This window comes from Luteimicrobium xylanilyticum (assembly GCF_009429125.1).
Lineage (GTDB): Bacteria > Actinomycetota > Actinomycetes > Actinomycetales > Cellulomonadaceae > Luteimicrobium > Luteimicrobium xylanilyticum.
Genome location: NZ_CP045529.1, coordinates 1,552,438 through 1,576,408, shown reverse-complemented (window position 1 = coordinate 1,576,408; position 23,971 = coordinate 1,552,438). Strand labels below are relative to the sequence as shown.

General features: G+C 70.3%; 27 protein-coding genes and 1 pseudogene. All 28 read right to left on the bottom strand.

Annotation, left to right across the window (positions count from 1 at the left end; all coding sequences use genetic code 11):
- Window positions 1–11: 11 nt before the first annotated feature.
- Complete coding sequence (locus tag KDY119_RS06910) at window positions 12–575, bottom strand: DUF4365 domain-containing protein (RefSeq protein ID WP_051136654.1); 564 nt, start codon at window positions 573–575, stop codon at window positions 12–14.
- 9 nt (window positions 576–584) lie between these two features.
- Window positions 585–1,064 (bottom strand): hypothetical protein, encoded by a 480-nt coding sequence (locus KDY119_RS19080; protein WP_153022105.1) that lies wholly within the window; start codon window positions 1,062–1,064, stop codon window positions 585–587.
- Window positions 1,065–1,162: 98 nt separating this feature from the next.
- Complete coding sequence (locus tag KDY119_RS06900) at window positions 1,163–4,252, bottom strand: phage tail protein (protein ID WP_036951499.1); 3,090 nt, start codon at window positions 4,250–4,252, stop codon at window positions 1,163–1,165.
- The gene (locus tag KDY119_RS06895; protein WP_036951502.1) at window positions 4,243–4,539 is read right to left on the bottom strand and encodes a hypothetical protein; all 297 of its coding nucleotides are present in this window, start codon (window positions 4,537–4,539) and stop codon (window positions 4,243–4,245) included. The genes KDY119_RS06900 and KDY119_RS06895 overlap by 10 nt, the downstream gene beginning before the upstream one ends.
- A gap of 101 nt (window positions 4,540–4,640) precedes the next feature.
- Window positions 4,641–5,036: a hypothetical protein gene (locus tag KDY119_RS06890; RefSeq protein WP_036951505.1), complete on the bottom strand. Its 396-nt coding sequence runs from the start codon at window positions 5,034–5,036 to the stop codon at window positions 4,641–4,643.
- Window positions 5,037–5,074: 38 nt separating this feature from the next.
- On the bottom strand, window positions 5,075–5,311 hold the full coding sequence (locus KDY119_RS06885; RefSeq protein WP_051136655.1) for a hypothetical protein: 237 nt from the start codon (window positions 5,309–5,311) through the stop codon (window positions 5,075–5,077).
- 327 nt (window positions 5,312–5,638) lie between these two features.
- The gene (locus tag KDY119_RS06880; RefSeq protein WP_153022104.1) at window positions 5,639–6,442 is read right to left on the bottom strand and encodes a hypothetical protein; all 804 of its coding nucleotides are present in this window, start codon (window positions 6,440–6,442) and stop codon (window positions 5,639–5,641) included.
- Window positions 6,443–6,444: 2 nt separating this feature from the next.
- Window positions 6,445–6,876 (bottom strand): helix-turn-helix domain-containing protein, encoded by a 432-nt coding sequence (locus KDY119_RS06875; protein ID WP_148284200.1) that lies wholly within the window; start codon window positions 6,874–6,876, stop codon window positions 6,445–6,447.
- 187 nt (window positions 6,877–7,063) lie between these two features.
- On the bottom strand, window positions 7,064–7,201 hold the full coding sequence (locus KDY119_RS06870) for a hypothetical protein (protein ID WP_153022103.1): 138 nt from the start codon (window positions 7,199–7,201) through the stop codon (window positions 7,064–7,066).
- Window positions 7,201–7,434 (bottom strand): hypothetical protein, encoded by a 234-nt coding sequence (locus KDY119_RS06865; protein ID WP_036951515.1) that lies wholly within the window; start codon window positions 7,432–7,434, stop codon window positions 7,201–7,203. The genes KDY119_RS06870 and KDY119_RS06865 overlap by 1 nt, the downstream gene beginning before the upstream one ends.
- Complete coding sequence (locus tag KDY119_RS19285) at window positions 7,434–7,559, bottom strand: hypothetical protein (protein ID WP_265576716.1); 126 nt, start codon at window positions 7,557–7,559, stop codon at window positions 7,434–7,436. Before KDY119_RS19285 ends, KDY119_RS06865 begins: the two co-directional genes overlap by 1 nt.
- Window positions 7,560–7,651: 92 nt before the next feature.
- Window positions 7,652–8,440: a transposase family protein gene (locus tag KDY119_RS06860; RefSeq protein WP_036944245.1), complete on the bottom strand. Its 789-nt coding sequence runs from the start codon at window positions 8,438–8,440 to the stop codon at window positions 7,652–7,654.
- A 1,758-nt stretch (window positions 8,441–10,198) separates the two neighbouring features.
- Window positions 10,199–11,596 carry a recombinase family protein gene (locus KDY119_RS06855; protein WP_194174366.1) on the bottom strand — a complete coding sequence of 466 codons (1,398 nt, stop codon included), beginning with the start codon at window positions 11,594–11,596 and terminating at the stop codon, window positions 10,199–10,201.
- Window positions 11,597–11,618: 22 nt separating this feature from the next.
- Window positions 11,619–11,873: pseudogene (locus KDY119_RS06850) on the bottom strand (magnesium chelatase domain-containing protein); the annotation flags it as partial.
- Entirely contained in the window at window positions 11,870–12,229 is a 360-nt protein-coding gene (locus KDY119_RS06845) for a YraN family protein (protein WP_036951522.1), read from the bottom strand. The pseudogene KDY119_RS06850 and the gene KDY119_RS06845, both read right to left, overlap by 4 nt.
- 132 nt (window positions 12,230–12,361) lie before the next feature.
- Window positions 12,362–12,661: a DUF2469 domain-containing protein gene (locus KDY119_RS06840; protein WP_036951525.1), complete on the bottom strand. Its 300-nt coding sequence runs from the start codon at window positions 12,659–12,661 to the stop codon at window positions 12,362–12,364.
- Window positions 12,662–12,668: 7 nt separating this feature from the next.
- Entirely contained in the window at window positions 12,669–13,439 is a 771-nt protein-coding gene (locus KDY119_RS06835; RefSeq protein ID WP_036952620.1) for a ribonuclease HII, read from the bottom strand.
- Window positions 13,440–13,510: 71 nt separating this feature from the next.
- Window positions 13,511–14,323 carry a signal peptidase I gene (gene lepB / locus KDY119_RS06830; RefSeq protein ID WP_227994552.1) on the bottom strand — a complete coding sequence of 271 codons (813 nt, stop codon included), beginning with the start codon at window positions 14,321–14,323 and terminating at the stop codon, window positions 13,511–13,513.
- A gap of 142 nt (window positions 14,324–14,465) precedes the next feature.
- Window positions 14,466–14,825, bottom strand: coding sequence for a 50S ribosomal protein L19 (gene rplS, locus KDY119_RS06825; RefSeq protein WP_036952627.1), 360 nt, complete (start codon window positions 14,823–14,825; stop codon window positions 14,466–14,468).
- A 231-nt stretch (window positions 14,826–15,056) separates the two neighbouring features.
- The gene (gene trmD / locus KDY119_RS06820) at window positions 15,057–15,824 is read right to left on the bottom strand and encodes a tRNA (guanosine(37)-N1)-methyltransferase TrmD (RefSeq protein ID WP_036951531.1); all 768 of its coding nucleotides are present in this window, start codon (window positions 15,822–15,824) and stop codon (window positions 15,057–15,059) included.
- A 1-nt stretch (window position 15,825) separates the two neighbouring features.
- Window positions 15,826–16,386: a ribosome maturation factor RimM gene (rimM, locus tag KDY119_RS06815; protein ID WP_153022102.1), complete on the bottom strand. Its 561-nt coding sequence runs from the start codon at window positions 16,384–16,386 to the stop codon at window positions 15,826–15,828.
- 105 nt (window positions 16,387–16,491) lie between these two features.
- Window positions 16,492–16,731, bottom strand: coding sequence for an RNA-binding protein (locus KDY119_RS06810; protein ID WP_036951536.1), 240 nt, complete (start codon window positions 16,729–16,731; stop codon window positions 16,492–16,494).
- Entirely contained in the window at window positions 16,731–17,162 is a 432-nt protein-coding gene (rpsP, locus tag KDY119_RS06805) for a 30S ribosomal protein S16 (RefSeq protein ID WP_036951539.1), read from the bottom strand. Before rpsP ends, KDY119_RS06810 begins: the two co-directional genes overlap by 1 nt.
- 190 nt (window positions 17,163–17,352) lie before the next feature.
- Window positions 17,353–18,468, bottom strand: a complete 1,116-nt coding sequence (locus KDY119_RS06800) for an amidohydrolase family protein (protein WP_036951543.1) — start codon at window positions 18,466–18,468, stop codon at window positions 17,353–17,355.
- A gap of 99 nt (window positions 18,469–18,567) precedes the next feature.
- Window positions 18,568–20,196, bottom strand: a complete 1,629-nt coding sequence (ffh, locus tag KDY119_RS06795; protein ID WP_153022101.1) for a signal recognition particle protein — start codon at window positions 20,194–20,196, stop codon at window positions 18,568–18,570.
- A 69-nt stretch (window positions 20,197–20,265) separates the two neighbouring features.
- The gene (locus KDY119_RS06790) at window positions 20,266–22,116 is read right to left on the bottom strand and encodes a [protein-PII] uridylyltransferase (protein WP_153022100.1); all 1,851 of its coding nucleotides are present in this window, start codon (window positions 22,114–22,116) and stop codon (window positions 20,266–20,268) included.
- A gap of 3 nt (window positions 22,117–22,119) precedes the next feature.
- Window positions 22,120–22,458 carry a P-II family nitrogen regulator gene (locus tag KDY119_RS06785; RefSeq protein ID WP_036951550.1) on the bottom strand — a complete coding sequence of 113 codons (339 nt, stop codon included), beginning with the start codon at window positions 22,456–22,458 and terminating at the stop codon, window positions 22,120–22,122.
- Window positions 22,455–23,807, bottom strand: a complete 1,353-nt coding sequence (locus KDY119_RS06780) for an ammonium transporter (RefSeq protein WP_036951551.1) — start codon at window positions 23,805–23,807, stop codon at window positions 22,455–22,457. The genes KDY119_RS06785 and KDY119_RS06780 overlap by 4 nt, the downstream gene beginning before the upstream one ends.
- Between the last annotated feature and the right edge of the window lie 164 nt (window positions 23,808–23,971).

Below are 23,971 nucleotides of genomic sequence, written 5' to 3'. Positions count from 1 at the left end.
CTGCACCAAAGTCACTCGTCCCACCTCCAACGAGCCGCTTGTTCTATAAGATCTCGCATCGAGACTGGGTCCAGACGGTTAGATCGCGGTATGTGCAGCACTTGCGACTTCTTGCCGTCCGGGACGGGCGGGATGTCCTGACCGCGCAGATAGTAGGCGTGGCAGCGAGCGAGAAGGCCCTCGTCGTGCCTGTTAAGCCAGTGTCCCGGAAGCTCGGGGACGGTTACTACACAGAAGGCGCCCATCAGTGCCCTGTTAGGGCGGGACAGAAGCTCGCATGTTCGTCGATCCAGCTTCCATGCCAGATGATCGACGCGTTCCACACGGCGTTGACCCGTGCACTTGAGTTGGAGGTCAAAGCCGGGGCTTGCCATATATGGATCGAAGTTATGAATGGAGCGGATCGTTCCGTCGTAACCGTCGTAGTCCGTCCCCCACTCGCCCACGTCGAGTCCGGCCGCGGAGGCGATCATCTGGATGACGCCCTTACTCAGGCGCTCCTTGAGTGCCGAGACGGGGATGTCGTCGGCGAACAGGTCGTGGGTGGGACTCCCCAGCGAAGTCTCGACGGACATGGCAGGAGGCTACACGGGGCCGGGACGCGCCTCCGCGCGGCCCGCCTGCCGAACAGCGCCCAGTTCGGGTGAATTCTTGACGGCGTCGTCGCCTCGGGCCTCCTCCCGTGCGCCCTGCTGGCTAGCCCGTTCCAGGCGGCACGCTCGACACCGCCGGCGCCCGTCCGCGAACCGGTACGTGTTCTCGGGAGTGTATTCGTGGTTGTTCGGGCAATGGGTCTTGGATCGTTGCCAGTCCGAGCCGTCGCGCCGCTCGGTCGACCCGTGACGGGAGACGCGCCTGTAGTGGGCGTTGCACATGCCCCTCACTTTCGCCGGCGTCTCGCAGCCCTCGACGGTGCATGTCCAGGCAGCGACAGGGACGTGTTCGTCGTAGGCACGGATGGTGCGGCGGATCTCGTCCGCCTGCTCGGCCGTGAACAGCCACTCCCCCTCCCAGCGACGCCATCGGCGTCGCTGGGCGATCTTGCTGATCCGGTGCGGGTCCACTCCTAGCTCGTCCGCGAGCTGACGTGTGGTCCACATGGCGGACGATCTTGCCACACAGCGACGACCGGGGGGGTGGCGTAGATGACGAACGTCATGCGTCACCCCTTCCGCAACAGGTTTGCCCTGGCGATCGCACGCCGGCGAACCGACTCGGCCTCCTGGAACGCCGCGCGCTCGTCACGAACCACGAGGTTCTCGATGTGCACGCCCGCCAGGTTCGCAAGTTGCTCGTCCGTGAACACCATCTCCGGCTTGCCCGTGTGGTTCGCCACGAGCGACGTCCCCGTCGGCAGCACGCCACCCTTGTCGTACAGGGTCGGCGGGACGCTGCCGAGCACACCGCCGTCCTTCATCGCCCAGTGCACGTGGTTGTAGTGCTGGGCCACGATGGACGCCGGGGGCATCGCGCGCTTGTGGTCCCACCAGATCTGGTTGGCACCCATCGGGGAATACAGGAGTTGATACGACCGCGTCCCGTACGCCTTGTTGAAGGTGTTCCAGATTTGCGGCAGCGTGTACCCGTTGCCTGCGCCGAAGTCGACCGCACGACCAGCCGCGTGGAGCGACGGATAGCCCGTCACCGACACCGAGCCCGGACGCAGATCCGAGGTGACCCGGACGCCCGGCATGAGCTGCTGGGCGATCTGCTCCATCTTGCGGTAGCCGAGGAACGGACCCGACGCCAGGTCGAGACGGTTGCCGTTGCCGACGAGCCCGCCGGCCTTCGACGGGTCACCGCCACCGCCAGCCTTGAAGAAGCCGCTGAGCTTGCTCTTAAGCCCGTCGAAGACCTGGCCTGGCAGTTGCCCGACGATCTTGCCGAGGTTGCCACCGCCGATCTGGGAGAGCTTGGCGAGCGGGTTCCCGAAGTGGCCGAGGATCGCCTTCCATGCGTCCTTGAAGGGCATCGTGGCGAGACTCGCTGCCCCGTGCCACAACTTGGACCAGCCGGACCCGATTGTGTCTGTGATGCCGTCGAGCCATCCCCCATCGGCGAACCTGGTCAGACCGTAACCGAACCTGGAAGCCACCTCCGACAGGATCGAGGTCGAACGACGCCGCTTGGCCGCGCTCAGCGGGATGTACGCCTCGCCACCCGTCTCCGGCTCAGCCCACAGACGCATCGAACCAGCCGGCGCGATCTGCGCCCTGTGATCCTCGGTGCCGTTCGCGTAGGCGACCGTCTTTGCAGGATCCAACGTCAGGTCGGTGAGGTGCACAGCCTTCGCAACCGTGTTCCACCACTTGCGGATGCCGTTGTTGTAGACCGTGTCGATCACGAAGTTGATCGGCTTGGCGGCGACGGACTTCAGGCCGTCCCAGATCTTGCCGATGCCTGTCTTTGCGGTCGAGAAGGCGTCCTTGATCTTGCTGACGCCCGTCTTGAACGGGGTGAAGATGTGCTTGGAGATCCAGTCCCAGTCGTTCTTCAGGATCGTGCGAAGGGCCGACCAGACGTCACCGATGCCGCTCTTGGCCTTGGAGAACGCGCCCTTGACCGCATCGACGCCCGTCTTGATGGGCGAGAAGACGTGGTCGCTGATCCACGTCCACCCGTTGCGGAGAGCGGTTCGCAGACCAGTCCAGCCGTCCTTGAGGTTCTGGATGCGGTCCGCGAAGAAGTCCTTCACGGCCTTGAAGCCGGTCTTCATCGGGGAGAAGACATGGTCGCTGATGAACTGCCAGCCAGTCTTGAACGCGTCACGAACCGCGAAGAACGCCGTCTTGAGTGCAGGGAACGCGGTCTTGGTGAACCAGTCGACGACCGTCTTCGCGGTGTCCTTGACCAGCCGGAACGCAGCCTGAACGATCTTCCGGAACGTCTCGGAGTGCTGGTAGGCGTAGACGAGCCCCGCCACCAGGAGCCCGATGGCCGTGATGACCAGGCCGATCGGGTTCGCGTTCATCGCCAGGTTCAGCGCGAGCTGCACCAGGCGCCACGTCTTCATGGCCGCAACGACGCCGAGGATGCCGGACGTGATGGCCGTGATGACGCCCGGGTCCAGCGACTTGAGGATGGTCGCAAAGACGGTGATGGCACCGAGCGCGGGACCGGCGAGCGGCAGGAGCCCCTTGACGAGGTTCACCACCGCACCGGCGAGCTGCTTGACGAGCTGCCAGACCTTCGGCCCCTCGGTCTTGATGTAACCGAGGAACGACGTGAAGCCCTTGGACTGCCCGATGTTCGCGAAGCCCTGCGACACCCGGATGAGCCCCTGGGTGAGCCCGCGTCCGGTCAGCGGGACGACAGCCTCGACCAGGGACGCGAAACCCTTGCCGATGTTCACGATGACCGGACCGAGGGCGGCGAACAGCGGGCCGGCGATGGACGCGAGCACCGAGATGAAGTGCCCGAAGCCGTCCGACTTGAGACCCTTGCCGATGGCCGTGAACATCGCCGTGAGCCCTGCACCCATCGCGGTGATGAGCGGCTTGAGCTTCGGCAGGACTCCTTCGAGGATCTTCATGCCCAGAGTCAGCGGGCCGAGAATCGCCTTGTCGTTCTGCTTCTCGAACTTGCCAACCGCCGCCGAAAACGCGGACTTCTCCTCCACGAACGCACCCGTGGCCCCGGTCAGGGAGGCATTGAGCGCATCGATCTCGGCGCGGTACTCCTTGATCTTCGCCTTGTTCGCATCCGTCTTCGGCCCAGCCTCGGCCGTGTCCAGCTTCTTCTGAACCTTGCCAATCTCGTCCGTCGTCTTCTTGATCCGGTCGATCGAGTCCTTCGCGAAGATCGCGAACAGGCCGCCACCTACCGTCGCCGCAGCAAGCGGGGCGGTGAGTGCCGCAGCAAGACCAGCCGTCGCACCCGCAACTGGGATCAGCGCCGGACCAAGAGCCAGCACCGACGTCAGCAGCCCACCAGGTCCGCGTGACGTGCTGCTGAGCGCAGCCATCTTCGCCTCAGCCGCGCCCGTGTCCGCGTCCACGTTGATGGTCGCGTCACGGTTGTGCGCTGCCTCGTCGATCTGCGCGTTCGCCTCAGCGGTGTCCGCGTCCACGTTCACCGTGGTCGTGCGGCCAGACGTCAGGCGCTGGATCTCGGTGCGGAACGCTTCGGCGTTGCCGACCATGAGCCGGACGTCGGCGTTGAGGTTCTTGAGCTTTGCTTTCGTGTCAGCGGCGAAGCGGGTCGCGACGGGGAAGAGGTTGACGCCGACCGAACCGACAGTGATCAGGCCCATGAGGCCCCCTCGATGACGGCCTGGGCCTCCGTCAAGGCGGCGTCGGCGAGGATCGCGTCAGCCGCCTCACGGAGCGCCTGCTCGGCGATGGCAGGGTTTCCGTCCGCCTGAGCCGTGGCGAGCGCCGAAAGGACGTTCGTCAGGTATGTAGCCGCATACCCGAGCTGCGGGACGCTCTCTGCGGCGTTGACTGCTTCGATCAGGGCCGAGTCGCTGTCGAGTGACGCCAGGATCATGCGGCGAGCGAGTACGACGCCGCTGGCGGCCTGGTGGGGGTTGTCATCCATCGGGGTGCTCCGTTCGGGCATGACAAAGCCCCGTGGGCCGAGGTCCGACGGGGCTGGGGGGTGCGTGGGAAGAGGTGCTATTCAGCGGGGGCGCAGCCGGGTCACGACACGTCTCCCAACCGGGAGGCGACGCTACGGTCGTCGAGTTGCCCGGTGGCAGTGAGCCGACGCATCTCGGCGTAGTACTCGGTCATCGGGTCCGGGAAGTCGGACACTTTCGACTCGGACGCCGAGAGCGAGCCGGTGACCGGGTCGTACTCCCACACGGCTTCCGGGTCTCTCGGTTCCCAGCCGTGCTGTCGGGACATCTCCTCGCGGCGCCACTGCTTCCACGTGCCCTCGTCGCGCGACGTGATGAGCGCTTCATCGACGGCCTGGGAGCTGAGCAGGATGACGTTCCCGGCATCGAGGTCCGCGAGTCTCTCGAGGTCGCCGTTCGGCCTCCACGGGGACGTCCTGAGGGCCTGAGCGCGTAGCCCGTCACCGATCGACGGCATGAACCTGCGTCCTGCGCGGCCTCCTGGGCGGCGCGCCATCACACGCCCCCGTAGTGGCGGGCGAGCGCGGCACGCCTGGCAGAGGTCGACGTCGTGCGGCCACCGCGACCCGTCGCAACGGCGGGATCCTCGAGGCCGATCTTGCCGAGCAGCGTCGCGATCTGGGCTCGGGACCGGCGCGCCTCGGATAGCAGGGGGTGCGCGACCAGCTGGCCCTGTGCGCCGCGAACGACCATCGGAGCGTCGATGAGCGCGACGTCGATGTCCGCGAGCATGTCGGCCTCTCGGCACGCCGCACGGAGCCACTCAAGCTCTCGTTTGTCGAGTTGGAGGCCGTCTTCTGCCACTTGACCGGCGATTTCGCGCCACAGACGGCGCCCTTCCGACCCCAGTCCGCGGGGCGCTTTCGTTGCAATCATTGGGATCTGGCCTCCTCGGGCCTAAGTGTTCGAGCGCGCGTCTCGCACGCAGGAGGGGAGCGCCTATACCTAGTTGGGTCAGCCAGGAGGGCGGGATGGGGGACCTACCCCCTACCTATGTCCGATGCCCGCCGTTCCGACCGTTGGAAAGCGTGCGCGATCGGACTCGACTCGCCGCCCTCGTCACCGCATGAACGGCGCGGGGCTGGACTGGAGATCGCCGAGCACGCTTGGCACCGCGACTCGCAGCGTCACCTCGAGTGCCGGAATGCCACGCTGCGGCTGGCTCACCCTCGCGTAGGCCCGACGGACGTCCCTCAGTCCGGTGTCGGAGGTGATGCCGTCGAGCTGGGACGACACGAGCGACGGCCACGTGCTCATAGCCATGTCGGCACCGCGCGACGCGAGGTAGTCGTCAGGCCAGTGCGAGGAGGCGAGCACCCAGGTCGTCAGGTCGTCACCGTCAGCGACCGCTCGGCCGAGCAGGTCACCGAGGCGCCTGGCGAGGTCGTCGCCGTTGGCGCTGACGGGATCGAGCACCATCCGCAGGTCCGCCTTGATGCCGGCGAGGCGTGCCTCCTGGATGGCGTCTTCTGGCTGAGGGCGAGGGGGGTAGGCAGCAGCGCGCAGGACGTCGAGCACACGGGCTCCCGCGCTCACGGCTGAGTCAGCCAGTCCGTTGATGTTGGACCGGGCGGTGTCGACGAGTTGGCCGACCTGCCGTGACTTGGCCTCCGGTGTCAGGTCGCGGTTCGTCGCCACGGCCAGGATGTCCGTGGCGGCACTCGAGAGTGCCGTTTCCATCTGAGAGATCAACCCTGGTACCGGAGCCCAGGCGAGACCGGCCTGACGAAGCGCCTCCTTGCCACGGTCCGTGGAGGGGTACGACGTGGGTGCATCCGGAAGCGCGCCGCTCACGGTGTTGATCACTGTCGCGCTCACCTGTCGTAGCGCGTTGAGCATGGGGCTGGTCACCTGCTGTGCCATCGTCAAATTCCCTTCGAGTCGATGAGCCACCGTCCGGAGAACTTGCGGGCGGGGAGTGTCTGGGCGCGTGCTCGCTTCGTGATTGCCTGGTCGGAGATACCCAGGAGAGTCGCGGCTTGCCTGACTGATATCCATCGTCCCGCGGCGGGCTCGTCCTTCTCCAACTCGGGTTGTTTCTCCGCAACCATCGATGAGAGAAGGGCAACCCTTCTCGCAGAGTCGACAAAGGGCACCGCTGAAGGGGCTGGGAGTTGTCTCCGATACACCCGGACGGCGTTGGCTTGGTCGACGATCGCGGCCAGCTCGAGGAGCGCGTCTGGATCGGTGGCAACCAAGACCGGCCGACCGGCGCGCCATTCGACCAGAAAGCTGCCTGCTGCGGCGTTCACGTGGAATCTCGAGACGTCCGACGCGCCGCGGTCGCCGCGCCGCATGATCGGCATCGTGTGACCTGCCATCCGCGCATGGGCTCGATGCGGATGATGACGGGGCGCGTGCAGTCGCCTCGGTGCGGGAGGTCGGCCGGTGCTGGCGTCGGGTCGACGTCGACCGCCTGGGGCTCGCTGAGAGTGATCTCGGGTTGGGTGGTCGGTGCGTGGCGCAGGGTTCGGCTGTGGTGTCTCATGCCTGCGCCTCCTCGAAGTCGTCACAGGTGCAGCCCGTTGCGTGGCAGTGCTCGCCCGGGCCGATCCACCAGCGTTCGGCGTGCAGGCGCAGGACGTGGCCGCACCGGCACATGGCGAGGGTGTGAGCGCCCATCAGAACAACCGCCCTTCCCTCTCGTGGTCCTCGCAGACGCGCACGGCCATGTCGACGGCCAGCTCGACCGCCGCGAAGGGGTCGCCGTCTCCCGACACCTCGAGCAGTTCGGCAGCGCGGAGAACGGCCGCGTACATGACGGGCCAGGTCGCCGCTGCGCCCCGCCGCCGGATCTCGAGCGCGACGTACTCCTCGTAGATGCAGCTCGGGGCGAACGGCTTGGTGGTGGGCATCAGTCCGGCTCCTTCGCGAGGTTGATCACGGCGTCGACGGCCGAGAGGTCGGGATCTGCCACCTGCGCCGCGTTCACGCGGCGCTGGGTGGCCTCGAGGCCGAACTTGGCGACTGCGGACTTCATCGCGTCTTCGTAGTCGGCGAGCCTCTGCTCAGGTGACTTACTCACCTCAGGCGAGATGACTGGATCACTAACAGGGTCTCTTAGAGCGTTATTCACGTGGCTTGGCGGTAGAACTCGAGGTTGACGATCATGTGGATCACGCTTGGTAGTTCGGTCAGGCGTCCGCGGTAGCCGGCGGACAGGGTCTTCCACTGTTTGAGCAGCGCGATGGTGCGTTCGACCGGGGCGCGCAGGGACGAGATGTGACGGTTGTGCTCGCGGTCCGCGTCGGTGCGGGGCGCGCCCCTGGTCTTGCGGCGCGGGGTCAGGCGGGTGTGCTTGACGTAGGCGGTGTCGGCCAGGACCGCGACCGTGCGGCGCGTGCGGGCGGCGGTGATCTGTTCGGCCCAGCCGACCTCGTCCAGGGCGCGGGAGTCGTGCCGTGATCCGGGCACGGGGGCCGAGACGTCGGCCAGGGTGCCGTCGAAGAACGCGGCGACCTGGACGCCGAGGGCCTGCTTGCGGTGCTTCGCGTTGAAGTTGGTCGTGCCGGTGCCGGCCCTGTTTCCGGTAGGGATCGGGGTGCCGTCGATCAAGACCGTGCCGCGTTCGAGGGCGTCGCGCAGGTGTCGACGGTCCATCGCGGTGACCTGCCCGATGATCGGCATCAGGTACCGCCAGATCCGCGAGACGGTGGGCTGGGCGATCCCGAACAGGTCCCCGGTCAGCTGTTGGGCCAGGTTGTGACGCACCTTGATCAGGATCATCGTGACGGCGCGTCCGAACCCGAGCTCGAACTCGTACCGCTCGGGTCGGGGTCGGCCGGTGTGGACCTGCCAGGCGCGGGCGATCAGCTCGGTCGTCTGGGCGGGGGTCAGCCCGCACGTAGAGTGGTAGCGCATCGGTCCTTCGTTCGTGCTCGATCCTGGCGTAGACAACCTGGATCAAACCGGACGCGAGGACCGTTGCGCTACTTGCCTGAACTTGACCCTGACCAGCACCGACGCAGGTCAGGCGCCAGCAGCCACACGACCCGACCACAGCCGCTGAATAACGCTCTTACAGGTTGGAGTGCGCGTGGGCGCGCACCATTCTTGCTGGATTCGCGCACCATTCCGCGCTCAGGCGCGCACCATTCCTCGGATTCGGTGCGCTCTGGCGCGCGGCATTCGGTGCGCGTGGGCGCGCACCATTCACCGGAGTAGGCGGCGAGGTCGGGCAGCTCGAACGTCGTCGCTCGGCCGGGTTGAGTGAAGCGCAGGTGCCCCCGTCGGTCGACGCCAATGGGAACACGGACCTCGAGACCCACGGCCGCGAGCTGGCGGTAGATGCGACTGAGCGAACGGGGTGAGACACCGACATAGCCGGCGAGGGCTTCGGCAGACCAGTAGCACTGGCGCGCGTTCCACCTCCCGTGCTTCTTCTCACTTGCGCGGTCTGCAACAGCCAGGAGTACGAGACGTTCGGCGGGCTCGAGGGTGGGGCCGTCGGTCAGGAACTTGGAGACCTCGACGAGAAGGCGCGCTCCCATCACCGACCACCGCTCGCACGCTGAACGTCGACGTTCCAGGCAGCGGTCTCGCCGGTTCTGTCGGTGTGGTCGAGGGTGCGCCCGTGTTCCAGGTCGGCAGTGAGGACCCCGTGAGCCGCGATCGCACGTGCCGTCATCCGGTGGGCGTCGCGGGCAGAGATTCCCCGGGCGAGGACGAACGCATGGGCTTCTCGGTAGAAGCGCGCCTGCTCGAGGAGGTCCGCGGCCGTGCCGGTGGGGTCCGGGGTCCTGAGTGCTCGCCGGGCGATCTTGCGCGCCTTCGCAGGGTTGAGACCGGCAGAGACGAGGTTCGCCGTCAGCGTGTCCTCTGGCCGGCCTCCCGTCTCGTGGCGCCCGGGGATGAGTCCGGAGAGAGCGAGGCTAGGCAACGGCCCCACCGCCCCGCAGCAGACCGGCTATCCGGTCGAGTTGGTCCGTCGTCAGTGGCGGCCACTCGGCGACGACACGGGCGACATGCTCGGCCAGTCTTTCGGCACGCAGGTTGCGCCGTGCGTCGACCAGCTCAGGGTCGTCAGGAGTTCGGGAGCGGCTTAGCGAGGCGACACGCGCTCGCTCATGGGTCCACGAATACGAATCGAGGGACACTCGAACCTCCGCAAAAGCGAAGTTGTCGAGCGCCCCTCGAATTCGTTTCCGGATGGTGCCGCAGCATCACCGGATGGCTACTACATAGCGTAGCAGACCGCCTAGTGCGACGGGCCACGGCCTAGCGACTCCGGCATGTCGCCCAGGCCCAGCGAGCGGGCACGTCCGTCAGTCCGCGCCGCTTCGGCCCTCTTCGCAATCGCGTCGAGGTCGACGCCGAATGGCTCGAACGGTCCATAGCACTTCTGGCACTTGAGCCCCGATGGCTCCTGAGTCCACTGCTCTTCGCGGAGCGAGTGCCAGAGGTCGCGCTGCTCAAACTGGACTAGCTCGCCCAGCCGCGCCGAGCATCGGACGCAGTGGAATCGGACGAGGACCCGGATTCTCCGGCCAGAGACCTTCCGCGGGTCATATAGCCCCTGTGCCCGAGCCTCGAGCGCTTCCGGGTTCGCGAGCGGATCTCGTATGAATTCCTGGCGTCGGTGAGGTCGACGCGTCGGCTTCGAACCTTCTCCCCCGTGTGTCACCCGTGCTCTCCCCTCGGCTCAACCTTCACGCTATCCAGATCCGTGTACGCCATCCCGGGCTTCCAACCCGATGGACGCCCCTTGCGACCCGGGTAGACCTTCACGACGGCGAGCGCATCGACGATGGCGCGCTGGCGGTCCAGGCTCGCGCCGAGGAATGCCGCGCCTGGATCCGCCGCGTCTGCGAGATCGCCCAGGGCGGTCCGTCGCATAGTTGACGCGATCTCGGCCGCGACATCGTCCAGCTCGGCCTGAACGCGCGCGGTCGCTGAGGCGAGCTGACGGCCGGTGACGTGCCCAGCGGCATAGTCCGCCTCAAAGGCCGTCAGGCGGGCACGTAGCGCCTCTGAGCGGGTCCGCAGCGACTCAGTCCGGCCGCCGTCCGACGGGGCGAGCATCTTGTGCAGGTCGCTCCGTCGCAGGACACCGGCGACGATGCCGAGGACGAGGTCGTCGACGTCAGCGGCAGTCCGGTGCACGTGATGATCCCGGCACCGGTAGCTCTGACGCTGACGGCTCGCGGAGTGCGCGACGAGGGTCGAGTCGCAGACGCCGCAGAGGTAGAGGCCACTCCCCAACCACTTCCGCTCCGGCCCTGGCGTCGTCCGGCGAGACGGGTCGCTCAGGACGGCCAGGACGCCGCGCCAGACGTCTTCGGGGATGATCGCGGGCCAGGACGCGGGGCCGACGATCTCCCCGTGTGCCTCGATGAGCCCGGCGTTGCGCGGTCGCTGGAGGATGCGCCGGAGTGCCGTGCCGTCGATCGGGCGGTTCTGCGTCGTCGTGATGCCCTGAGCGGCGAGGTCCCGCGTGAGCCCTTCCAGAGATCTGCCGGCGAGGATCCCACGGGCAGCCTCGAGCAGCGCGGTGGCCTCCGTAGGCATGACGGTCACCCCGTCTGACTCGTAGCCGAACGGGCGTGGTCCGCCTCGATAGCCGCCGTCCTGGGCGCGCTGAAGCTTGGCGCGACGGACACGCTCCGATGTTCGCTCCGCCTCCGCTGCGTCCCAGGCCGCGAGCGTCCGTGCAATGGCTCGGCCGTCAGCCGTCGAAAGGTCGGCCTCTCCCGATGCCACGGTGGCGATTCGAACACCGTGTGCCTCAGCGAGTTCCAGCAGGTCTTCGAACTCGCGCGGGCGTCGCGTCAGACGGCTGTTGGAGTAGGCGAGGATCGCGCCGAACTCTCCCACCCGCGCGCGCTGGACCATGTCGTCGAAGAGTGGGCGCGTCTTGCGCGAGCGTGTAGAGGCGCTGACGTCGTTCTCGGTGAAGACTTCACCCACCTTGAGGCCAAGGCGTTTGGCGAGCGCGCGGCAGTCTTGTTCTTGCCGGCGCACGCCAAGCTCGCGACCCTCTGGGTCTGATGAGATTCGGCAGTAGATCGCGGCCTTCATAGTGCTTGTCAGTCTAGATGCTTGACACATCGAACCCCGAGCCCGTCTTGGGAAGCGACGCGGGCGACAGGTTGACCGTGATCTTCTTGTTCGGCCAGTCCAGGCCCGACGACGTCACCGCGGCCCGCACCCGGTCGCGCGACTCGCTCAGGGCGGCGTCGGGCAGGCCGACGAGCGTGAACCCGGGCACGGACGCCGCGAGGTGCGCCTGGACCTCGACGACGTGCCCGGTGAGGCCGACGAGCGCGACCGCGCGCGTCGTCCCGAGCCGGCTCACGCGACGTCCTCGAGGTGCTCGATCCGCGCGGCCCCGGCGCGCGGGAGCTGGACGGCGACGACGTCGATCCGCACCGACCGGTAGCGCACCTCCGGATGCGCCGTCAGCCAGCCCGCCGTGAGCCGGCGCAGCCGAGCGAGCTTGACGGGCGTCACCGCCTCGGCCGGGTGGCCGAAACCCACACCGCGACGAGTCTTGACCTCGACGACCACGAGCACGTCGCCGTCGAACGCCACCAGGTCGAGCTCGCCGCCCGGTCCTCGCCAGTTGCGATCCACGACCCGCCAGCCGCGCCCCTCCACGTGGCGTGCCGCCACCTTCTCGCCGTACCGCCCGACCGCGTCCTTCGCCCGCATGGGCCTCACCTCCGCGGGCCACCCTGCCCGGCGAGCAGGTGACGCTGCGGAGGCCGGTACGGCCGGTGTGCACGCCGCCGCCGGCGCCTCGCCTGTGCGTGGGCCACGCGGCGCGCGACCGTGCCGCTCGGGCTAGAGCTGCAGCTCGGCCTTCGCGAGCTCCTCGACGTTCACGTCCTTGAACGTCACGACGCGCACCGACTTCACGAAGCGTGCCGACCGGTACACGTCCCACACCCACGCGTCCGCGAGCCGCAGCTCGAAGTAGACCTCCCCCGCGGCCGACCGCACCTGCAGGTCGACGTGGTTCGCCAGGTAGAAGCGTCGCTCGGTCTCCACCACGTACGAGAACAGTCCGACGACGTCCCTGTACTCGCGGTAGAGCGCGAGCTCCATCTCGGTCTCGTAGTTCTCGAGGTCCTCGGCACTCACGCGTCCATCATGGACCATCGAGCCGTGCGCCCGCCCCGGGCAGGTTCCAGCTCGTGCGGTGCAGGACGCTCGGTCCGTGCTCCCCGAGCGCCCGCACGTGCGCAGCGGTCGCGTAGCCCTTGTTCTGGTGCCAGTCGTACGCGGGGTGCTCGACGGCGAGCTCGCGCATGAGCGCGTCGCGCTCGCACTTCGCCAGGACGCTCGCGGCGGCGACCGAGGCGCACTGCACGTCGGCCTTCACGAGCGTCCGGACCCCGAGCGACGGCACGGGGGCGGGGAGCGACGCCGGGTCGATCGGCCGGTAGGCGCGGACACCGGGAGCGACAGGGACGGCAGCGGCGTCGGCCTCGGGCTCGAGGTCTTCGAGCACGTCGAGCAGGTCCGGCTGCGGGTCGGAGAGCCAGTCGTGCGAGCCGTCGAGCAGGACGGCATCGACCTCGACGCCCGTCGACGCCACGGTCGCCAGGGCACGCCTGCCCGCGAGCCGCAGCGCCCCGATGATCCCGACGTCGTCGATCTCGGCGCTGCTCGCGTGCCCGACCGCCCACGCGACGCCCCACCGCTGGACCTTCGGCACCATCTCCTCGCGCAGCGCGGGAGCGAGGAGCTTGGAGTCGGTCAGCCCGCGTGGCGCACGCCGCGTCGTCGCGTCGACCACGACCACCCCGACGGTCACCGGACCGGCGAGCGCGCCGCGCCCCACCTCGTCCATGCCGGCGACCGTCCGCGCGCCCGTCTCGAACCAGGCCGTCTCGCGCTTGAGGTGCGCGGTGCGCACGCGGGCCGCCGGACGACGCGCGGTCGTCCGGTCGGTACGGGAAGCCCGGACGGGTCGAGACGGCACCGTCGTCACGGGTTCGGCACGTCCTTGAAGGTGTCGCCGGGGTTGCGCAGGAGCCCCGCGTCGGACAGCGGCCAGACCTTGATGAAGGCCGTGCCGACGACGTCGTCCATCGGCACGAAGCCGCCACCCGGCTTGCCGGTGTTGTAGCGCGAGTCGCTGGAGTCCTGCCGGTTGTCGCCCATGACGAACAGCATGTCCGCCGGAACCTTCTCGCTGAACGCGTCCTGGCTCGGCTCGGACCCGGGCTTGAGGTAGGGCTCGGAGATCGCCACCCCGTTCACGGTGACGGGCTTGCCGGGGCCCGCGCACGCGACCGTGTCGCCCGGGAGCCCGATGACCCGCTTGATGAGGTGACCGACCGCGTCGTTGGGCCGCAGCCCCACGAACGTCAGCGCGTCGACCACGGCGTTGCCGACTGGCCCGTGGTCGGCCTTCTCCTGCTCCGGGAGCCAGTGGCCCGGGTCCTTGAACACGATGATGTCGCCGCGGTGCACGTCGAGGTGCGACGGGACGAGCCGGGACACCATGACCCGGTCGCCGATCTGGAGCGTGTCCTCCATGGACTCGCTGGGGATGTAGAACGCCTGGACGAGGAACGTCTTGATGAGCCAGGAGAGGACGAGCGCGGCCACGACGATGATCGCGGTCTCCCGCAGCACCGACGACCGGCGCGGGGCCGGACGGGTCGCGGCGCCGCCCTGGTGAGTGACGGCCCCCGCGCCGTCGTCCGAGCCACCCTGGCCGGTCGTCCGGGGTGCGGCGGTCAGGTCGGGGCCCTCGGCGGGCTGGGCGTCGTCGGACGACGTGGGTGCGCTCACGCGCCCACTGTGCCACCTCCACCTGGGACCGACGAAACGCGGCTCGCACGGCGGGCACAGCCCGCCGGGAAGACGCACGACGGGCGGCCGTCCGGTGAGGACGACCGCCCGTCTGAGGCGTTGCCAGGGTGCAGCGAGGGCCTTACTTCGAAGGCGTGGTCTCGCGCTTCTCCTTGATCTTGGCCTTCTTGCCGCGGAGCTTGCGCAGGTAGTACAGCTTGGCGCGACGCACGTCACCGCGCGTCAGGACCTCGATGGTGTCGATCTGCGGGGAGTGCACGGGGAACGTGCGCTCCACGCCGACACCGAAGCTGATCTTGCGGACGGTGAACGTCTCACCGACGCCTCCGCCCTGGCGGGCGATGACGACGCCCTGGAACGCCTGGACGCGGGAGCGGTTGCCCTCGACGACCTTGACGTTGACCTTGAGGGTGTCGCCGGCGCGGAACTCCGGGACGTCGCTGCGCAGCGAGGCTGCGTCGACGCTGTCGAGCGTGTGCATGTCGGTCTCCTGGCCTGCCACGGGTCAGGTCCGATCTCGTGGCCGTCGGCGAGCGTGCCGCGGACGGTCCGGTGCGGGATGCGGGTGCGGTGCGAGGTGCCCGTGCGTCCCTGCTCCCCCGTGGCAGAGCGGGTGGGACGGCTGCGCCGGGCGCGCACCAAGGGTCAATCTTGCCACAGGCCGGCTCGCCGCGACCAATCGCAGGAGCGTCGCCGCGCCGCGGGGACACCGTCAGGCGGGGGGCTCCCACCCCGCCGCGCGCAGCACCTCACGGTCGTGCGCGTCGAGCGTGTCCGCCGCGAGGGCGTCGAGCAGGTCCGGACGACGCGCGGCGGTCCGTTCGAGCGCCCGGTCGCGCCGCCACCGCGCGATCCGGGCATGGTGGCCGGACAGCAGCGCCTCCGGCACCTCGAGCCCCTCCCACGCCGGCGGCTTGGTGTACACGGGGTACTCGAGGAGCCCGGCCGCGCCGTGCGACTCCTCGACGAGCGACTCCGGGTTCCCGACGACGCCCGGCAGCAGCCGTCCGACGGCCTCGACCACGACGAGCGCCGCGACCTCTCCCCCGTTGAGCACGTAGTCGCCGATCGAGACCTCGCTCACCGCGACGCCGCGCTCGCGGTAGCGCTCGGCGACGCGGGCGTCGATGCCCTCGTACCGCCCGCACGCGATCACGAGCCGCTCGTCCTGCGCCCACGCCTCGGCCGTGCGCTGCGTGAAGACCTCGCCCGACGGCGTCGGGATCACCAGGCGTACCGGACCGTCGTCCGCGTCGCCGAGGACGTCGTCGAGCGCACGCCCCCAGACGTCGGGCCGCATGACCATGCCCGCGCCGCCGCCGAACGGGGTGTCGTCGACGGTCCGGTGCCGGTCGGTCGCCCAGTCCCGCAGGTCGTGCACGCGCAGGTCCAGCAGACCGGTGCGCCGCGCCTTCCCGACGAGCGAGAGCTCGAGCGGAGCGAGGTAGTCGGGGAAGATCGAGACGACGTCGACGCGCACGTCAGGCCCCGCCCTCGGGGGCCGCGCCCGCGTCGGGGAGATCGACGTCGAGCCGGTCCGCGTCGCGCGCCAGCAGTCCGCCGGGCGGGTCGAGCACGACCCGCCCGCCGGGCACGTCCACGACGGGGACGATCGCGCGGACGAACGGCACCGGCGTGCGCTCGCCACCCGTCTCGCGGATCACGAGGAGGTCGTGGGCGGGCGCCGGGTCCAGCCCCTCGACGGTCCCGACGACGGTCCCGTCCCCGAGCTCGGCTCGCAGGCCCGCGAGCTCATGCGGGTACCAGGCGTCCTCCTCGTCGGAGGCGTCGACCTCGACGACGAGCTCGACGCCGCGCAGCCCCTCCGCCGCGGTCCGGTCCGTGGCCTGGGTGAACCGCACGTACCACGCGCCGTTCTGGGTACGGACGGCGTCGACCGTGAGCGGCCCCGCGGACGCGGGGACGGTCGCCAGGCGCGCGCCGACCTGCAGCCGGGACGCAGGGTCGTCCGTACGCACGTCGAGGCGTACCTCGCCGCGCAGCCCGTGGGCGCGCCCGATGCGTGCGACGGTCAGCTCCATGACGTCCGGTCTCCTTGTGGTGGTGGTGCGCGTGAGGCCCGGTCCCATCGGGACCGGGCCTCACGCGTCGTGCTCAGGCTGCGGGCTGCGTCGAGCCGGAGACGGTCAGCGCCGGTCGACGTCCACGACGTCGACTCGCACCGGCTCGTCGCCCGCGAGCGCGCCGACGACGGTGCGAAGCGCACGCGCCGTGCGCCCGCCGCGGCCGATGACCCGCCCGAGGTCGTCCGGGTGGACCCGGACCTCGAGCAGGTCGCCGCGACGCGTCGCACGCGACGCGACACGCACGTCGTCCGGGTTGTCGACGATCCCCCGGACGAGGTGCTCGAGCGCGTCGGCGAGCATCAGGCCTGCTCGTCGGAGCCGGGCTCCTGCTCCTCGGCCGGCTCGGTCGCCTTGGCGGCGGCCTTCTCGGCGACGGTGGCCTTGTGCTTCTCGGCGGCCGCGGCGGCGGCGGCGACCGCGGTGGCGGCGTCGGCCTTCTCGCCCTTGACCTTCAGCGTGCCCTCGGCACCCGGCAGGCCCTTGAACTTCTGCCAGTCGCCCGTGATCTTGAGGAGGGCGAGGACCTGCTCGGTCGGCTGCGCGCCGACGCCCAGCCAGTACTGCGCGCGCTCGCTGTCGATCTCGATGAACGACGGCTCCTCGGTCGGGTGGTACTTGCCGATCTCCTCGATCGCTCGGCCGTCACGACGGGTGCGCGAGTCGGCGACGACGACGCGGTAGTACGGGGCCCGGATCTTGCCGAGGCGCTTCAGACGGATCTTGGTGGCCACAGTGGTGGTCTCTCCTGGTTCGTGGGGTGAGGTCCGCGCCCGCACCCGGTGGGGCCGGGGAGGGTGGTGGACCAGGGACGCGGCGGTGCGCGGAGAGAGGGGCCGGGCACGCCGAGTACGGGTCCATTGTGCCAGACGACGACAACCTGCTCCAAGCCGGGCCCTCGCACCGCGACCGCGTCGACAGCGACTACCGGCGCGGGTTCTCCCCCGCGACGATCACGGCTCGCGGCGAACGCAGCACCGCGACGTCCTCGCGCGGGTCGGCGTCGTACACGACGAGGTCGGCGACCGCGCCCTCGACGAGGTGCCCGAGGCCGAGGAACTGGCGGGCGCGCCAGCTCGCCGCGGCCACGACCTCGGACGCGGGGACGCCCGCCTTCACGAGCTCCACGCACTCGTCGGCGAGCCGGCCGTGCTCCATCGTCGTGCCTGCGTCGGTGCCGACGAGCAGCGGGACGCCCGCGTCGAACAGCGCGCGTACGTGGGCGTACCGGTTCTCGTGCAGCCGGCGCATGCGCTCGGCATAGCGGGGATACTTCCCGTCCGCCTGGGCGGCGAACCGGTCGAACTGCGCGACCTGCAGGAGGGTCGGCACGACGGGGATCCCACGCCCGGCGAGCTCGCCCATGAGCTCGGCGGGCACGCCCGTGCCGTGCTCGAGGCAGTCGACGCCGGCGGCGAGCAGGCCGGGAACAGCCTCCGCGGAGAACGTGTGCGCGGTGACGCGGGCCGCCTCGCCGTGAGCCACGGCGACCGCCTCCGCGAGGACGTCGTCGGGCCACAGGGGCGTGAGGTCGCCGTCCGCGCCGAGGTCCCGGTCGATCCAGTCCGCGACGAGCTTGACCCAGCCGTCACCCGCGCGGGCCTCCCGGCGCACCGCCTCGGGCAGCTCGGCGACGTCGGCCAGCTCGTGGGCGAGGCCGCGGACGTACCGCTTCGGGCGGGCGAGGTGGCGGCCCGCGCGCACGATGCGGGGCAGGTGCGGGCGGTGGACGAGCGGCGAGGTGTCCGTCGGGGAGCCCGCGTCGCGCACGGCCAGGACGCCCGCGCGCCGGTGGGCGCGCGCCTGCTCCTCGGCCTCGGCCAGCCCGACGGCACCGTCCGGGCCGAGCCCGACGTGCGCGTGCATGTCCACGAGGCCGGGGAGCACCCAGCCCTCGATGGTCCGCTGGTGGGTGCCGGGAGCGGACGGGCGGGTGAACGTCACGACGCCGTCCTTGACCCACAGCTCCGTGAGCTCGCGGTCGTCCCCCAGCAGCACGCGCCCGCGGAGGTGCAGCGACGGTCCCTCGAGCGCGGACATCTGGCTCCTTCACGACTCGCGACCCGACACGGGCCGCTGGGACGGGCGGTCAGCGACGCGAACGGCCCGGCGACGAAACGATAGCGGCTCGACGAGCCGTCATCGACCCAGGTACTTCTCCAGGTCCGGCGGCAGCTCGAGACCACCCGAACCGTCGCCCGCCGGGGCGGACGACGCGGCGCCACCCCCGACGCCGAACGCGGAGCCGGGCGTGCTCGGCCCTGCGACGGTCTGGCCCGCGGCACGCGCGGCGGCGGCACGCTCCTGCGCAGCACGCTTGGCGGGATTGCCGGACTTGCCCTTGACCTTGCGCTGCGGCGCCTGGCGCCCGCGCGCCTTCTTGCCGCCGCCGAGACCCGGGATGCCGCCCATCCCCGGCATGCCGGGGACGCCGCCGCCGCGCGCGACCTGACGCATCATCTTCTGCGCGTTCTCGAACCGCTCCAGGAGCTGGTTGACGTCCGTGGTCGTCGAGCCGGAACCGCGGGCGATGCGCGCGCGCCGCGACCCGTTGATGATCTTCGGGTTCTCGCGCTCCGCCGGCGTCATGGACCGCACGATCGCCTCGATGCGGTCGACCTCGCGCTCGTCGAAGTTCTCGATCGCGTCGCGCATCTGGCCCATGCCCGGCAGCATCCCGAGCATCTTCTTCATCGAGCCCATGTTGCGCAGCTGCTGCATCTGGACGAGGAAGTCGGCGAGCGTGAAGTCCTGGCCGGACTCGACCTTCGCGGCCATCTGCGCGGCCTGCTCGGCGTCGAACGCCTTCTCGGCCTGCTCGATGAGCGTCAGGACGTCGCCCATGTCGAGGATGCGCGACGCCATCCGGTCCGGGTGGAAGACCTCGAGGTCGGTGAGCTTCTCGCCCGTCGACGCGAACAGGATCGGACGACCCGTGACGCCCGTGACCGACAGCGCGGCACCACCGCGAGCATCGCCGTCGAGCTTGGACAGGACGACACCGGTGAAGTCGACGCCCTCCTCGAAGGCCTTCGCGGTCGCGACCGCGTCCTGGCCGATCATCGCGTCGATGACGAACAGGACCTCGTCGGGCTGCGTCGCGTCGCGGATGTCCGCGGCCTGGCGCATCAGCAGCTCGTCGACGCCGAGGCGGCCCGCGGTGTCGATGATCACGACGTCGTGCTGGCGCTGGCGCGCGGTCTCCACGCCGTCGCGCGCGACGGCGACCGGGTCCCCGATGACGGGGCCGTACTCCGCGTCGGCTCCGCTCTGGTTGCCCGGGTGCGGCGCGAAGACGGGGACGCCCGCACGCTCGGCGACGACCGAGAGCTGGGTGACCGCGTTGGGGCGCTGCAGGTCCGCGGCGACGAGGAGCGGCGTGTGCCCCTGCTCCTTGAGCCAGTGGCCCAGCTTGCCCGCGAACGTCGTCTTGCCGGCGCCCTGGAGGCCCGCGAGCATGATGACGGTCGGTGCGGTCTTCGCGAAGCGCAGCGTGCGCGTCTGGCCGCCGAGGACGCCCACGAGCTCCTCGTTGACGATCTTGACGACCTGCTGGGCCGGGTTGAGCGCGCCCGACACCTCGGCCGAGAGCGCGCGCTCGCGCACCTGTCCGGTGAACTCGCGCACGACCGGCACCGCGACGTCGGCGTCGAGCAGGGCACGGCGGATCTCGCGGATGGTCGCGTCGATGTCCGCCTCGGACAGACGACCCTTGGTGCGCAGGTTCTTGAAGGTCTGCGCGAGCCGGTCGGAGAGCGTGTTGAACACCAGGGGACCTCAGTGGTTCGGGAACGTGGAGCGCGGGGACGGAGCCCGGTCTGCCAGGGCGCCCCCAGCCTACCCGGCGGGCTCGGCCTCGCGGGCGCCCGCGCCCCCGTCCGGCCCGCCGCGCAGCGAGCGCAGGGTGAGCCCGGTCAGGTCGTCGACGAGCCTCCGGCGCCACGCGGTCCACGCACCCGGCCCGAGCGAGGACGCGTCGGCCTCGGTCAGCGCGCGGAGCGCCTCCAGCAGGTCCGCACGGTGGTCCACCGCCGCCGCGAGCTCCGCGACCGTCGCCGGGTCGTCCGGGTCCGACCCCACCGCGAGCCGGGACAACGTGAGGTGCTCGCGCACGAGGAGGGTGACGTCGTCGCGCACGGCCGGCTCGAAGCCCATCCGGTCGAGGATCGCGGGCACCAGCCGGGCGCCCTCCACCGAGTGGTCCGTCGCACCCGCCCGCTTGCCGATGTCGTGCAGGAGCGCCGCGAGGAGCAGGGTGTCCCCCAGCGCGACCTGGCGTCTGTCGCGCGCCGCACGCGCGACCACCTCGACGAGGTGGCGGTCGACCGTGTGCCGGTGGATCGCCGCGCGCTGCGGACGGTTCCGCACGCCCGCCCACTCGGGGATCCACGTGGTGACGACGCCCGCCAGGTCGAGGGCCTCCCAGACGGGGATCTGGGCCGGGCCGCTGCCCAGCAGGGAGAGGAACGCCTGCCGCGCGGCCCGGGGCCACGGCTCCGGCGGCGCCGGGCACCGGGCCAGCGACGCGACCGACACCGGCGAGAGCACCAGGCCCGTGCGTGCTGCGGTCGCCGCGGCGCGCAGCGGGAGCACCGGGTCCGCCTCGGGGTGCGCGTCGACCGCGAGCACGAGCTCGCCGTCGTGCTCGACCAGCCCGTCGCCCACGGGGCGCAGCCGGGGGGCTGCGCGCCGCCCGCGGACCAGCACGGGTCGCGCGAGCCGAGGCCGTTGGAGCGCCTGCCGCGCCCGACGCACGGTCGTGTCGAGTGCGTAGCTCACCTCGCGCCCGGACTCCGCGAGGCTCGCGAGGAGCGCGTCCCCGTCCTCGTAGCCGGAGACGTCGGCCACTTCCTCCAGGTCCTGCAGCACGAGCCGGTTGGTGTGCCGGCGCGCGACGACGTGCACGGCGTCGCGCACGTCGAGCAGGTGCGTCGCCGCCCGGTCGACCTCACCGTGGGGACGGTCCGTGAGCCAGGTCGCGGCGAGCGCGGACAGCACGACGGCGTCGCGGATCCCGCCGCGCGCCTCCTTCAGGTCGGGCTCGATCAGGTACGCGAGCTCGCCGAACCGGTCCGCGCGCTCCTTCGTCGAAGCGAGCAGCTCCGGGAGGCGGCGGCGCGACGCCGACCGCCAGTCCCCCAGCACCGCCGACGCCGCCCGGTGCACCACGACGGCGTCGCCCGCCACCGGGCGCACGTCGAGCCAGCCCACCGCGGCCGGCAGGTCCTTGGACGCGACCTGACGGCACTGCGAGAGCGTACGGACGGCGTGGTCGAGCTCGATCTTCGCGTCCCACAGCGGGTACCAGAGCCCCTCGGCCACGCGGGTGACGGTCTCCGCGTCGTGGCTCCGACCGTCGTGCACGAGCACGAGGTCGAGGTCGCTGGCCGGCCCCAGGTCGCCCCGCCCGAGGCTCCCCACCGCCGCGAGCGCGAGGCCGGGTACCGCGCCGTCGTCGTCCTCGAGACCTGCGGTCGCCTCCGCCCAGAGCGTCCCCAGCGCGCCGTCGACGAGCGCGACGAGCGACGCCCGCCGCGCGACGCCGCTACGACCGGGCCCGGACAGGTGGGTCCCGGTCTCGAGGAGAGCGGACCGCAGGTCCCGGACCCCCACGGGGCCCGGGACCTGCGGTGCGTGCTGCTCCTCGACAGGCTGCTGCCCCCTGGCAGGCTGTCGTGGTTCCGTCATCGGCTAGAGCGCCTCCGCGCCAGTCTCGCCGGTACGGACCCGGGTGACCGCGTCCACGGGAACGGTCCAGACCTTGCCGTCGCCGATCTTGCCGGTCTGCGACGCCGACACGATCGCCTCGGTCACGGCCGACGCGTCCGGGTCGTCGACGAGGACCTCGACGCGGACCTTCGGCACCAGGTCGACCGTGTACTCCGCGCCACGGTAGACCTCGGTGTGGCCCTTCTGACGCCCGTAGCCGCTCGCCTCCGAGACGGTCATGCCCTTGACGCCGGCGGCCTCGAGGGCCGACTTCACGTCGTCGAGCCGGTGGGGCTGGATGATTGCGGTGACGAGCTTCATGCCGAGATGCCCTCCTTGACGCGCCCGCCGGTGGCGGGGGTGGTGTCGTACGCGGTCTCGCCGTGGATCGCGAAGTCGACGCCGCCGACCTCGTCGGCCTCCGCGACCCGCAGACCGGTGATGGCCTTGATGATGGACCCGATCACGTAGGTCAGCACGAACGAGAAGACGATGGCGATGACCGCGACCACGACCTGCGTGGCGAGCTGCGTCACCCCGCCGCCGTAGAACAGACCCTTCTCGGCCCCGTCGGGGAACCAACCACCCTGCTTGTCGGTCGCGACGAAGCCGATGAGCACCGTCCCGACGAAGCCGCCCACGAGGTGGACGCCGACCACGTCGAGCGCGTCGTCGAAGCCGAACTTGAACTTCAGACCGACCGCGAGGGCGCAGACGACGCCCGCGACGAGGCCGATGAGCATCGCGCCGTACGAGTCGACCGCGGCCGCGGCCGGGGTGATCGCGACCAGGCCGGCGACGACGCCCGAGGCCGCGCCCAGCGAGGTGGCCTTGCCGTCGCGGAACTTCTCCGTCGCCATCCAGGCGAGCATCGCGACGCAGGTGGCGACGAACGTGTTGATCCACGCGCGGCCGGCGGTCCCGTCCGCGGCGCCCTCGGAACCCGCGTTGAAGCCGAACCAGCCGACCCACAGGAGGGCGGCGCCGAGCATCACGTAGGGCAGGTTGTGGGGTCGCATCGGCTCCTTGGGCCAGCCCTTGCGGCGGCCGAGCAGGAGCGCGAGCGCGAGGCCCGCAGCACCGGCGTTCATGTGGACCACGGAACCACCGGCGAAGTCGATCGGGGTCGAGAGCGCGCTCGCGATCGGACCGTCGCCGCTGAGGAGCCCGCCGCCCCAGACCATGTGGGCGAGCGGGAAGTAGACGGCCGTGACCCAGACGGCCGAGAACGCGATCCAGCTGCCGAACTTGATACGGTCCGCGATCGCGCCGGTGATGAGCGCGACGGTGATCACCGCGAACGTCGCCTGGAACCCGACCGCGACGAGCGCCGGGACGCCGCTGCCGCCGAGGAGGCTGTTGTCGTCGGTCAGCCCGACGAGGCCGAAGTACTTGAACGGGTTGTCGAAGATCTCGTTGATGCCGCTCGTGTTGCCCGCGAACGTCATCGAGTACCCGTAGAGGATCCAGATGAAGCCGACGACCCCGGCGGCGACGAAGTTCATCACCATCATGTTGAGGACCGACTTCGAGCGGACCATGCCGCCGTAGAAGAACGCCAGCCCGGGGACCGTCATCATCAGGACGATGACGGCCGACGTCATCATCCACGCCGTGTTGCCCGTGTCCAGCTTGAAGGCGTCCTGCGCCAACAAGGCTCCTGTTGCCATGTGCCCGTCTCTCCCTCCGCCGACCCTGGTCGGCCGGTCGGGGACAACATTCTCGGCGGCGGGTTTCGCCCGGTCGCTGAGCGTGTTACAGGCAGGTGACATGCACCGCGCGGGCGTAAATGTTGGGTTTCACAGTCCGGGTCGGGGTGCCTGAGCGCAGCTGG